Below are 12,007 nucleotides of genomic sequence, written 5' to 3'. Positions count from 1 at the left end.
GGCCATGTTCTGGATGGTTTCCGCGACATCCGCGATGATGTCGGCGGGCGTCGAGGCGCCGGCGGTGAGACCGATCGATGCGTAGTGGCCAAGCTCCCGTAGCGGAAGCTCCGCCGATGTTTCGACGTGGATGGCGCGGATGCCCGAGTCGCCGGCGATCTGGGCCAGGCGGCGGGTGTTGCCGCTTTCCTTGCCACCCACGATGACCATGGCCTGTACCTTGGTGGCGATGTCGCGGACCTCGTCTTGCCGCTCCTTGGTCGCCATGCAGATGGTGTCGAGCACCGGCAGGTTGGGGTCCAGGTTGGCCTGGAGATGCGCCGCGATGACATCGAAGAGATCCTTGTCCTGCGTGGTTTGTGCCGCCAGGAAATAGCGTCGTCCCGGATGCGGTTCGATGCGTTTCAACTCCTCCAGATTCTGAAAAATATCGTGGGTACTGGCATAGCTGATCAGTCCCTGGACTTCCGGATGGTTGGGTTCGCCGAAAAGGAGGAGATGTTTTCCTTCCTGGGCTTGTTGTTGGATGAGGATTTGCGCTTTTTTCACTTTGGGGCACGTCGCGTCGATCAGAATGGCGCCGCGCTGTTCGTGGTCGTGCTGGACGTGCCGGGGTATGCCGTGGGCCCGAATGACGACAACATCACCCGGGTGTATTTCATCCAGGCTTTTGGCTTGGCGCACGCCCTGGGCCGCGTAGTGGCTCAGGACCTGGGGGTTGTGGATAATTGGCCCCAGAGTGAAGATCGAGCCCGTGAATTTTGGATTTTTCATGGCATGGTCGAGCTTGCGCAAGGCCATGCCGACGCCCATGCAGAAGCCGGCTGTTTTCGCGATGATCAGATGCATGTCTGCCCTCATGAATGGTTTTGTGATGCATGCTCGATGGCCGCGAGCACGTCGTCTATGGTTGTGCAAAAAACAATGTCCCGGCGCAGGCCCCGCGCTCCGGGCAGACCCTTGAGGAAACGGGGCACGAGGGTTCGCATTTTGAGCAGACCAGCGCGTTCCATGCCGTGATCTGCGTGGAGGTCGAAAAGGCGACGAACAAGGGCGAGCATGGCGGAGTATGTTTTGGGCGGGCTGGGCCGATTTGCCCGCAGCGCCTTGAAGCGTTCGAAGATCGTGGGATCGCCGAGCGCCCCCCGCGCGAACATGAGGCCGTCCACGCCGGTTTCCTCGAGGCACCGGATTCCGTCCTCGGCCGAGAAGAGATCGCCACTGGCGACGACGGGCAGCCGGACGCGTTCCTTGAGTCGGCGCAGACAAGACCAATCAGCCGTGCCGGTGAAGCCTTGGGTCGCGAAGCGCGGGTGCAGGCTCACCCATCCCGCCCCGAGTTGCTCCAATTCTTGGCCCAGTTCCAGATAAACCGGTTCATTCTGGCCCCAGCCCAGGCGGATTTTGAACCCCATGCATCCTGGTTCCGTGGCGTCGATCATGGCTTTGGCCACGGCCAGCAAGCGGGGCATGTCCCGGAGCAGGGCGGCGCCGCTTCCTGTTTTGGTCACTTTGCGGACGGAGCAGCCGCAGTTCAGATCGAAATACACAAAGCCCTGGCCCCGCAGGCGTTCCACGGCCTTGATCAGAAAATCCACCTCGGCGCCGAAGAGTTGCACCACCACGGGCGTGTCCTGAACGCAGGTCGCGAGAAGTTCGTTGGTGCCGGGGCTGCCGTAGATGAGCCCCTTGGCGCTGATCATTTCGGTCACGGCGATGTCGCAGCCGTGCTCGCGGCAGAGAAGACGGAAAGGCAGGTCGGAAAATCCGGCCAATGGCGCGAGCCATGGCGCTTCGGGAGAGATGGCGAGAGGTATGGTCATGGATTTCAGATCGTGGTTTGATAGTGACTCTTGGGGGCGTCTCCAAGAAGGCGTTCCCAGGGGCTGAGCACCGGGCAGAGGGCCGGGTCGTCCCATTTCATGCGCGCGAGGCGTTGGTCGGGCACGGTTTGCTTGGGGAGAAAACAGCGTAGCATGTGGTGGGCGGCGGTGAAGGTTGCCTGAATCAGGACTTCCGTGGTCGCGAATTCCCCATGGCCAAGGATTTCCCCGATGGCGGTGCCGGGCAGGGCCGGGGTGAAAATCAGCACGGTTTTGGCGAGTTTGGGCAGAGTCCAGGGGCAATAGGCCACGCGCTGGCCATGGGCGAGATGGGCGTCCAGGGCCCGAAGCTTGGCCAGGACCGCCAGGTAGCCGCCCAAAAGACGGGCGTCCGCTTGGATGTGGTCCCAAAAATGCGTCGCCCAGGCGGCATCCCGCGCGAACATCATGGATTCAAAGCTGGCCCGCGCGGTGATGACGTGCTGGATGGCGGCCCGCATGGAGGATCTGTCCGGCCCGCATTCCGCCAGGACAATGTCCGGGTGGAGGCTTTGGACCGTGAACAGCAGCTTGGTGCCGGGTGCAAGGCCGGCGCGAATGGCGGCCACCAGGGTCTGGCCCTGAATGTGGACCCAGGCCCGATCCGGGCTGATGTATGCCCGCAATTCCCCCTTGAGGGTGTCTCCAACACGGTGCTGCCGCCGGAATTGCTCCGTTCGTGATGGATTGTGGCGGGTGAAGGCGGAAAAAGCGGCCATGACGGAAGATCCGGTCTAATCCTTCAGCTGATCGATGATGAGTTCAACTTCATCGACGCTGAGTCCCGTGGCCTGGGCCAGGGCTCTGGCGGATTGGCCCCGGCGGTAGCCGCTGAGGATGGTTTGGCGCAGGAATTGGGGTGATTTGGTGAAGGTGTCGGCCTGCTCCAACAGCCGGCGCATTTCCAGGGCCCGGTGCTGGAGTTTTTCTTCCAGGGCGGCCAGCTCTTCCTGCCGCTTGGCAAAGGTGTTGACCAGTTCGTTTTCCAGGCGGGCATTGAAGTCAAGGCGTTGCAGAAACTCGTGCTGGCGGTCCTGGAGGGTCTGGAGCAAGCTTTCGGATTTTCTGAGTTTGATGAAAAAGAGCACAGCCAAGGACAAAAGCCCCAATTCGAGCAGGGTGGAAATGGCCAGGATCCAGAAAGGAATCTGCATGGGTTACACCTGTATGTCGATCAGGTGTCCCTGATCCGTTTCGGGATCCTCGGTATCTTGCTGGGCGTGCCTCTCGTCGTGGAGCAGGTTTTGTCCGGCCTCGTGGTGCCCGTCTTCGTCCACGTGGGTTTCGGAGTCTGGCTCGGCAGGCTCGGACTTGGCGATTTGTTTTTTTTCTTCCTGCTGCTTTTTCAGGACCAGCTGCTGGGCCAGGGCCTGCTGCATTTCCGGATGGACATGCTGCACGTTGTGCAGTTTCTGGGCTTGCGGGATTTGCGTGATGATCGTCGTCAGATCAAGTGAATTGACCATTACTTCACTACATAGCCTTCGATCAGAATTTTTTGGGCCTGGGCACCATCCAGCGCGGCGTTGAGGGCGGCCGTCAGGTCCGTCGTGAATTGCCTTGTTTGTTCCGGGTCGCCTGGATCGATGATGTCCGTTTTTTGAAGAAAGCGAAATATCGCGTCCCGGAGCACCACGTTTTTGGCGGTGATTTCCCGCGTCAGGGCGGGCGAGGCTCCAGGAATGGAAATGTTGACGGTCAAAAAGCGGGTGTCCTTGCCTGTGCCGCGTTCGATCACGAACGGTTTGAACGCGTAGGTTTTGCGGAGTCCGCCCACGCCGCCGCCATTGCCCGTCCCGCCACCACCCGTGGGCACCACGGGCTTGATTGCCGAAACCGGTTTTTTGGCCGCGTTTTTTTTGGCCGAGATATCCTCGGATTCCGGGTCCGACCCGGGAAGGAACCAAAAAATGGCGGCCACCGCGATGAGCACGATGACCAGGATCACGCCGAGAAAGGATGCTTTTTTCCAGAGGGGGAGGCCATGATGGCGGGCACGTTCCTTGCCCTGCTCGGTGTCGTCATCGGGCGCGTTTTCGGCGTCCGATTCCGGAAGCGCTTCCTGCTGGGGGGCTTCCTCTTCCTCGAATTCAAGAAAAAGGGCGTCGTCGAGGTCGAGTTCGACTTTCTGCAGGCCCTTTGGGATTTCATCCTTCAGGCGTTCATCGTCCAGGCTGACGTTGCGGTCGTCGGGCTGCGTGGGTTGGGCAAAGAGGACGGGGAGAATCATGGAGGGCGCTGACCGGTGGAGAGCCACCGGTCAGAGAACGACTATTCGAAAATCTTGTTGATTTTCTGGCCCAGGGTTTCGGCCGTGAACGGTTTGACAATGTAGTTGGACACCTTGGCCTGCACGGCTTCGATGATGTTCTCCTGCTGGGCCTCGGCCGTGACCATGAGGAAGGGCAGATCCGCGAATTCCTCGCTGGCGCGGACTTTGCGCAAGAGCTCGATGCCGGTCATCTGTGGCATGTTCCAGTCGGAAATGATGAAATCGATCTGGTCCCTGTTCAGGGTTTCCCAGGCGGATGTTCCGTCGTCCGCTTCCAGGATATTGTTGAATCCGAGTTGTCTGAGAATATTTTTGATGATCCGGCGCATGGTTGAAAAATCATCGACGATGAGCACGCGCATATTGGTGTTGACGGGCATGTATTCCTCCGCTGTGCGATTCGTGAAACCGGGATGGTCAGAGCAGGTTGCCGTGTTCCTGGCGGAACATTTTTTTCAGTTTGGCCAGGGCCTGGGAATGAATCTGGGACACGCGTCCTTCGGTTACTTCCAGGGTCAGGGCCACCTCTTTCATGTTCAACTCTTCGGTGTAGTACAAACTCAGCACCAGTTGTTCCCGTTGGCTCAGTCTATTGATGAGATGTGCCAATTTGTCAATGATGTCCTGGAGGGCGACCACGCTGGACGGTTCCTGGAAACTGTCCTCGCCTTTGTTGGTGACGAAATTTTCCTGGATGGAGTCAAGGCTGAGCACGACCTGGGTGTTGAGCGCCTCCAGCGTGTTTTCCAGTTCGGATGTCTCCTGGCCCGTGATTTTTTCGAGATCCTGGCGACTCGGTGCCTGGCCGTGTTCCTGTTCGTATTCCCGGATGACGTGTTCGAGTTTTTTGATTTTTTGCCGCAGGCCGCGTGAAAACCAGTCCATGCGCCGCAGTTCGTCGAGCATGGCGCCGCGGACGCGGCTTTCGGCGAAGGATTCAAAGCGAATACCCAGATTGGGCTGAAATTTGCCCAGGGCCTCCATGAGGCCGAGTGTCCCGGCGCTGATCAGGTCGCCCAGCTCGATGTGGCCTGGAAGCTTGGCCTTCAGGTGTAGCGCGATGACCTTGATGCGCGGGGCAAAGGCCCTGGCGATCTGGTCCTTGCGCGCCGGATCCAGGGACGCGAAGCAGTCGCCGTCCAACAGGGCCCAGGGTGGCTCGGTGGAGCTATTCGGCAAAGAGGAGTTTTTTCCAGAAGAATTTGATATTCCCATCCAGATGATCCAGCGGCTTCCACCGTGCGATGTTTTGGGCGACCTTCTCCATGGCCCGGGCCGCCTCGCCTTGCGGGTACAGACTGCAGAACGGCTTTTGCTGGATCACGGCCTGGCGGACCCGTGGGTCCAGTGGAATGTGTCCCACGAAATCCAGGGACACGCCACCCAGGAAGTGATCGGAGGCATTGTAAAGCTTGGCGAAAATGTCCCTGGCGGATTTTTCGGTCTTGGCCATGTTGATCAGGACATGGAATTTTTCCACGCCATGTTTGATTTTCATGACCTTGATCAGGGCGTAGGCATCGGTCAGGGAGGTTGGCTCCGGCGTGACGACCAGCAGCCGTTCTTGCGCCGCCAGATTGAAATACACGACATTGTCGTTGATTCCCGCGCCCGTGTCCACGATAAGGTAGTCGATGCTGCCCTCGAGGACATCCATGGCTTCCAGTAATTCCAGTTTCTGGCCTGTGGTCAGCGACAGCATTTCACTGACGCCGCTGGCCGCGGGCAGGATGGAAAAGCCGTATTCCGTTGGCGCGAGAATGTCGCGCAGGGAAACGCCTTCATGGAAGACGTGGAAGAGGTTTTTTTCCGGGGCCAGCCCCAGGATGACATCCACGTTGGCCAGCCCGAGGTCCGCGTCCAGGATGACGCAACGGTGCCCCATGCGCCCAAGGGTCAGGGCCAGGTTCACGGAAATATTCGTTTTGCCGACTCCGCCCTTGCCGGAGGTAACGGACAGAACCATGGGAAAGGTGGTGCTCATGCGGGTGGCGTCCTTGTGGGTTGGTGCGTCAAATGGCTGCTTCCGGCAGCTCGTGCCGCAGAAGCAGTTTCCAGATTCCCTGGGTATCGGGTTGGGCCAGGGTGTTTTTCAATTCCGGTCCGACCGACAACAGGGACACGGGCAGCCCGGTCTTGGTGGCCTGATTGAGTATTTCCCCGTAATTACAAGCTTCGTCCAATTTCGTCCAGATGATGCTGGCCGCGCTGTCGGTCGCGAGCCGGGAGACAAAGGCGTCCATTTGTCCGCTGGCGTAAAGAGGGCTCAGCACCAGATGAACGTGTCCCTTGGGCGGATGCCCGCCGGAGATGTCCCGAAGCCAGGCGTCAAGGGGTTGGCGACCGGGCAGGCCGGGCAGATCGACCAGTACCAGGTCGTGGTCCATGGCGTCGCGTTCGAGGTCGGCCCACTGCTCCGGACTGTCCAGCTCGCGGTAGGACAGCCCCGAGAGTTCCGCGTAATGTCGCAGGTAGAGCCGCCCCTTGCCCTGGGAACGGTCGGCGTTGACGATCAGGATGCGCGTTTTGGGCCGGGCCTTTTTCACGGCCAGGGACAGGCGCAGAACCGTGCAGGACTTGCCGCCGCCGTAAGGGCCGGCGAAAAGATGGATTTTATGCGGCCAGGCGGTGTCCAGCCATGGCAAAACCTTGAGCATTCCACTCATGACGCTCAGGGTGGGCGAGTCTGGCTGGCGGCGGAATTTTTCCCACAGGGCGAGGAGCACGTCATGGTGGACGCCTTCGCGTTCCAGGTAATCGAGGACCACCTGCTGGCGCGGCGTGAGCAGCCCGACATCCATTTGCGGCGTGATCACGGCCATGAGGTGCTTGCGCAGCTGTGACCATTCCTCGCGCATCAGTGTCCATTCGTTGCCGGCCGGGGCCGGCGCGATGTCGCTGGCCGGAGCCGGCGCGGCGGGTTCATCCAGGGCGGCCATGATCTCGTAGCAGACCGTCCCGCCCTTGGTGGTTTTTTGGTTGCTCAGAATGATGGCATCCGGTCCCAGTTCGTTTTTGATCTGGGCCATGACATCCTTGGTGCTGCTACCGGTGAAGGTTTTGACTCGCATCGCTAGATTTCCACCATGGCCACGGATTCAAGGCGAATGTCGGCCGGGATTTCGGCCTGGGAAATAACCGGCATGGTCGGCAGGAAGCGGGCCAGGAGCTGCGCCAGATGCTGCCTGACCAGGGGCGAGGTCAGCAGCACGGGCTGCCCCTCGGCCACGATGCCCTTTTCCGCGGCTTTGTTGATGGACTGGATGATCTTGTGGGCCAGGCCCGGTTCCATGGCCAGATAGGATCCCTGCTCGGTGCGCTTGATGCTTTCCTGGAAGGCGCCCTCGATGGCCGGCGAGAGGGAGATGATCGGTAGCAGATTGCCCTGTCCCAGATATGGCTTGATGATCGTCCGGGACAGGCGCTGGCGCACGAATTCGGTCAACTGGTCGGCGTCCTTGATGGCGTGGCCGTAGTCGGCCAAGCATTCGACGATGGTCAGCAGGTCGCGCACGGACACATTTTCGCGGACGAGGTTCTGCAACACCTTTTGCACCGTGCCCAGGGTCAGGATGCCGGGCACCAGCTCCTCCACGACCTTGGGGGCGCGTTGGGCGAGGTTGTCCAGCAGGGCCTGCACTTCCTGGCGGCCCAGGAATTCGTGGAGGTTTTGCTTGAAGACCTCGGTCAGGTGCGTGGCGATGACCGTTGACGGATCGACCACGGTGTAGCCGGCCATGACCGCCTCGTCCTTTCTGGCCGAGGGGATCCACAGGGCCGGCAGGTTGAAGGCCGGCTCCAGGGTTTCGATGCCCTTGATGTTGTGGCGGGCGTCGCCGGGGTCCATGGCCAGATAATGGTCGATCATGATCTCGGCCGAGGCCACGCGATTGCCCTTGATTTGAACCACGTATTCGCCGGGCTTGAGCTGGAGGTTGTCGCGCAGGTGCAGCGACGGAACAATGACACCCATGTCCAGGGCGAATTGGCGGCGGATGGAGCGGATGCGGGCCAGGAGGTTGCCGTTCTGGTCTTCGTCCACCAGGGGTATAAGGCCATAGCCGACCTCGAGCTCCATGAGATCCAGCGGCAGCAGGGACTGCACTTCTTCCGGGCTGTCCGGGGAGGTCGCGCCCTTTTTCTTTTTTTGTTCCGGTTCCGCGGACTCGGCCTTGAGACGTTCGGAAATGATGGACACTCCGTAGAGGACGCAGGCCAGGGTCAGGAAGGCCACGGTCGGCATGCCCGGAACAATGGCGAAAAGCAGCAGGACGCCGGAAACCAGCTTCAGGGCGCGGGGATGGTTGGTCAGCTGGCCAATGAATTCCTCGCCCATGCGCGCTTCGGCCGCGGCCCGGCTGACGATGATGCCGGCCGCGGTGGACGTGATCAGGGACGGGATGGTCGAAACCAGGCCGTCGCCAATGGTCAGCAGGGTGAAGGTGTGGGCCGCGTCCATCCAGTTCATGTCCTTTTGCAGGACGCCGATGAAAAACCCACCAATAATATTGATGAAGGTGATGAACAGGCCGGCGTTGACGTCTCCGGACACGAATTTACCCGCGCCGTCCATGGCCCCGTAAAAATCCGCCTCGCGGCGCAGGTTTTCGCGTTGCTTGACGGCCTGCTCCTCGTCGATGAGCCCGGCGTTGAGATCGGCCTCGATGGCCATCTGCTTGCCGGGCATGGCGTCCAGGGTGAAGCGGGCGGCGACCTCGGCGATGCGCGTCGTGCCGGACACGATGACGGTCTTGTTAAGAATGAACAGGATAAGAAAGATGACCGCGCCAATGGCGAAGTTGCCGCCGACCACGAATTCGCCAAAGGCCTGGATGACCTTGCCCGCGGCCGAGGTGCCCTGGTCGCCGTGCAGAAGGATAAGTCGTGTCGAGGCCACGTTCAGGGCCAGGCGGAGCAGGGTCGTGACCAGAAGCACCGAGGGAAAAATGGAGAATTCCAGGGGCGAGGTCATGAACATGGACGTGATCAGGATGACCAGCGAAAACGAAATGGAAAAGGCCAGCAGAATATCCAGGAAAATGGTCGGCAGCGGCACCAGCATGACGAACAGGATCAGAATCACGCCGCCGGCGAGCAGGAAGTCGCCCTGCTTGGTGAAGCGCTTGTAGTTGATCTCCATGTTCGAGGTGGGAGCAGCCATTATTTTGACATCCTTGCGGGGTGGCGGATCACGGCCGTTTTTTGGTTTTGTAGACTTGGGCCAGAATGGCGGCCACGGCTTGGTAGAATTCCTCGGGAATTGTGTCCCCGACTTCGACAACTTTATACAAAGCCCGTGCCAGGGGTTTGTTCTCACGGACGGGGACGTTGTTTTGGCGTGCGATTTCCTTGATTTTTTCCGCCACGCGGCCAGCGCCCTTGGCCAGAATGAGGGGGGCGGGAGCCTCCATGACGTTGTAGCGGATGGCAATGGCCAGATGGGTCGGGTTGGTGATGACCACGTCGGCCTTGGGGACGTCTTTCATCATCCGCTTGGCCATCACGGCCATCATTTTTTGACGCTGCTTGCTTTTGACGACCGGATCGCCCTCGGCCTGCTTGCGTTCGTCCTTGACCTCGCTTTTGGTCATTTTCAGGTTTTCTTCATAGTCCCAGCGGGTATAGATCAAATCCGCGATACCGATCAGCAGCATGGGGGCCAGGGCGTATTCGAACATGGTTTGCCCGGCCTGGAGGATGTAGGCGGCGATACCCTCGGCCGACTGATAGAAGAGGGGGATGACCTCTCCGAGCGCCTGCTTGAGGACGATATACGGTCCAATGGCCACGGCCGCGGCCATGAACACGCTCTTGAGCAGCCGGACGATGGTCTGCTTGCTGATCAAGAGTTTTTGGAGCCCCTGGGCGAGGTTGAACATCTTGAATTTCGGTTTGAAAATCTTGGGCGCCCAGAGCTTGCCGACCTGCAGCCGGACACTGATGAAGGCCACGATGGCGATGGCCAGGATGATGGGCAGCACCATGATGGCCATGCTGCGGAGGCAGCTCTGCAGCAAGGAGAGGACCGAGGTTTGGGTCAGCTCGTACGAAAAGCCGTCCTGGAAGAACCAGCGCATGAGGGATTCCAGCTCGCCCTGGATCGTACCCAGATAGAAACGCACCGCCAGGAGCCCGACAAACATGGTCAGGGGCTTGGGGAGCTCCTGGCTTTTGGGGACACTGCCTTCCCCCCTGGCCTTGTTACGGCGCTTGGGGGTGGCGTGTTCGGTGCGACTCGGATCGTGCTGGGGCATGATGTTTTAGCGCATCGCGTTGATAAGTTGGGAAAAGAGCAGCGGCATATGGGAGACGAAGCCTTCCATGTGCAGCGCGATGATTTCAAAAATAATGCCCAGAAACAGGAACCCGACGCTGATTTTGATGGGAAACCCGATGATGAGCACGTTCATCTGGGGGGATGCCCGTGAAACCAGGGCCAGGGCCAGGTCCACCAACAGGATGGCCGCGATGACCGGGGCGCTGATTTGGATGGCCAGCAGGAACATCTGGGCCGAAAGATCCAGCACGCGCGACGTCAGGCGTGGCGAAATCAGGATGTCGCCGGGCGGAATGAGCGCGAAGGTCTTGAGCAACCCCTCGATCAGAAACAGATGGCCGTTGAACGACAGGAACGTCAACAGACTGACCATGTACAGGAAATGGGCCGTGACCGCTTCGGACGTGCCGGAATCTGGATCGACCACGTTGACCATGGTGAAGCCCATTTGAAATCCAATGAGCTGGCCCCCGGTCTGAATGGCGGCGAATAGAAAGCGGATGACCAGTCCCAGCACCAGACCGAGCATGAGTTCCCCGGCGAGCATCACGGCCAGGGCGAAGGGGTGGGCGGGCATGAGGTGTCCGGTCAGGGGCAGTTTGGACCACAGGGCCAGGGTCAGGGTCAGGGTCAGGGCGGCCTTGGCTGGCGCGGGCAGGGTTTGGCCGCCGAAAAAGGGCATGAGGAAAAGGACCAGGCTTACCCGCATCAGGGCCAGCAAAAAGGTCAAGAGTATTTGAGGATCGAGCGAGAAGAGGTCCATGCCGGGCTTTAGCAAGACATGGACCATATCCGTGGTCGTTCTATTCGGACGGGGTTTCGATTTGCCATTGGCGCAGGGCGTTGAACATATTTGTCCGGATACGCTTGTCGTGGCCGCAAAGATCCAGGGCCGCGCGCAGGGTGGCGGATCGGGCCGTGGCATCCTTGGAGGGACAGCTGTTTTCCCATATCGGGAGTCTCCATTGCCGACAGGCCTGAGTGATGGTCGCCTTGTCCAGAAGCAGCAGGGGGCGGATCATGGTCAGTCTGCCCCGGAAATAGGATTCCTTGGGCACGAGGCCGTGGATTTTACCGGTTTTGAGCATGTTCATGAAAAACGTCGAAACCAGATCATCGGTATTGTGTCCCAGGGCGAGATGGGTCAGGCGATAGCGTTGGCAAAGATCGAACAGTCGTTTGCGACGGAGCCAGGCACAGTAGAAGCATGGAGATTTTTTGCGGTTTTCCGGGGAGTGGGCGCGTGGGCCATAATCCGTGGTTTCCAGGTGGCTGGCCACGCCGTGTTGGCGCAGCCATGCTGCCAGCGGCGCGTGGGAGGCGGGGTCGAAACCGGGATTGAGGTGGATGACGAAGAGCTCGAAGGAAAAGGGCACGATGCGCTGGCGCAGGAGCATGACCTGGAGCATGACCCAGCTGTCGGCGCCGCCGGACACGGCCAGGCCGATCCGCGCCCCGGGCCAGGCCATGCCGGTCTGCTGCATGAGCTTGCCGGCTTGTCCGAGACAGTTTTGTTGGGCGAATTTAAGTTTTCCCCACTGGGCCATGGGTTCTCCTGTGGAGGTATTTGACAGACCGGGAATGCGTATTAAGGGG

14 protein-coding genes are annotated in these 12,007 nt (G+C 60.0%); all 14 read right to left on the bottom strand.

Annotation, left to right across the window (positions count from 1 at the left end; translation table 11 throughout):
- Positions 1–849: 4-hydroxy-3-methylbut-2-enyl diphosphate reductase (gene ispH, locus EOL86_07995; protein ID NCD25517.1), on the bottom strand; the 849-nt coding region annotated here is incomplete at its 3' end.
- Positions 850–857: 8 nt separating this feature from the next.
- A complete protein-coding gene (locus EOL86_07990) occupies positions 858–1,823 on the bottom strand; it encodes a tRNA-dihydrouridine synthase family protein (GenBank protein NCD25516.1) in 966 nt (321 codons plus the stop codon).
- Between the two features lie 5 nt (positions 1,824–1,828).
- On the bottom strand, positions 1,829–2,581 hold the full coding sequence (locus tag EOL86_07985) for a hypothetical protein (GenBank protein ID NCD25515.1): 753 nt from the start codon (positions 2,579–2,581) through the stop codon (positions 1,829–1,831).
- A 15-nt stretch (positions 2,582–2,596) separates the two neighbouring features.
- Positions 2,597–3,016 carry a hypothetical protein gene (locus tag EOL86_07980; protein NCD25514.1) on the bottom strand — a complete coding sequence of 140 codons (420 nt, stop codon included), beginning with the start codon at positions 3,014–3,016 and terminating at the stop codon, positions 2,597–2,599.
- A gap of 3 nt (positions 3,017–3,019) precedes the next feature.
- The gene (locus EOL86_07975) at positions 3,020–3,328 is read right to left on the bottom strand and encodes a hypothetical protein (GenBank protein NCD25513.1); all 309 of its coding nucleotides are present in this window, start codon (positions 3,326–3,328) and stop codon (positions 3,020–3,022) included.
- Positions 3,328–4,092 (bottom strand): hypothetical protein, encoded by a 765-nt coding sequence (locus EOL86_07970; GenBank protein NCD25512.1) that lies wholly within the window; start codon positions 4,090–4,092, stop codon positions 3,328–3,330. The genes EOL86_07975 and EOL86_07970 overlap by 1 nt, the downstream gene beginning before the upstream one ends.
- Positions 4,093–4,133: 41 nt before the next feature.
- Positions 4,134–4,514, bottom strand: coding sequence for a response regulator (locus EOL86_07965; GenBank protein NCD25511.1), 381 nt, complete (start codon positions 4,512–4,514; stop codon positions 4,134–4,136).
- Positions 4,515–4,551: 37 nt separating this feature from the next.
- Positions 4,552–5,349, bottom strand: a complete 798-nt coding sequence (locus EOL86_07960) for a FliA/WhiG family RNA polymerase sigma factor (GenBank protein NCD25510.1) — start codon at positions 5,347–5,349, stop codon at positions 4,552–4,554.
- Positions 5,303–6,118, bottom strand: coding sequence for a MinD/ParA family protein (locus tag EOL86_07955; protein ID NCD25509.1), 816 nt, complete (start codon positions 6,116–6,118; stop codon positions 5,303–5,305). Before EOL86_07955 ends, EOL86_07960 begins: the two co-directional genes overlap by 47 nt.
- 28 nt (positions 6,119–6,146) lie before the next feature.
- Positions 6,147–7,205, bottom strand: a complete 1,059-nt coding sequence (locus EOL86_07950) for a flagellar biosynthesis protein FlhF (GenBank protein ID NCD25508.1) — start codon at positions 7,203–7,205, stop codon at positions 6,147–6,149.
- Between the two features lie 2 nt (positions 7,206–7,207).
- Positions 7,208–9,295 carry a flagellar biosynthesis protein FlhA gene (gene flhA, locus EOL86_07945; protein NCD25507.1) on the bottom strand — a complete coding sequence of 696 codons (2,088 nt, stop codon included), beginning with the start codon at positions 9,293–9,295 and terminating at the stop codon, positions 7,208–7,210.
- A gap of 28 nt (positions 9,296–9,323) precedes the next feature.
- The gene (gene flhB / locus EOL86_07940) at positions 9,324–10,388 is read right to left on the bottom strand and encodes a flagellar biosynthesis protein FlhB (GenBank protein ID NCD25506.1); all 1,065 of its coding nucleotides are present in this window, start codon (positions 10,386–10,388) and stop codon (positions 9,324–9,326) included.
- Positions 10,389–10,394: 6 nt separating this feature from the next.
- On the bottom strand, positions 10,395–11,174 hold the full coding sequence (fliR, locus tag EOL86_07935) for a flagellar biosynthetic protein FliR (GenBank protein NCD25505.1): 780 nt from the start codon (positions 11,172–11,174) through the stop codon (positions 10,395–10,397).
- 40 nt (positions 11,175–11,214) lie between these two features.
- The gene (locus EOL86_07930) at positions 11,215–11,958 is read right to left on the bottom strand and encodes a tRNA 2-thiocytidine biosynthesis protein TtcA (GenBank protein NCD25504.1); all 744 of its coding nucleotides are present in this window, start codon (positions 11,956–11,958) and stop codon (positions 11,215–11,217) included.
- Between the last annotated feature and the right edge of the window lie 49 nt (positions 11,959–12,007).

This window comes from Deltaproteobacteria bacterium, assembly GCA_009930495.1.
In the GTDB taxonomy this organism is placed as follows: domain Bacteria; phylum Desulfobacterota; class Desulfovibrionia; order Desulfovibrionales; family Desulfomicrobiaceae; genus Desulfomicrobium.
The sequence above is the reverse complement of the archived record's forward strand: the minus strand, read 5'-3'. Positions and strand labels throughout refer to the sequence as shown.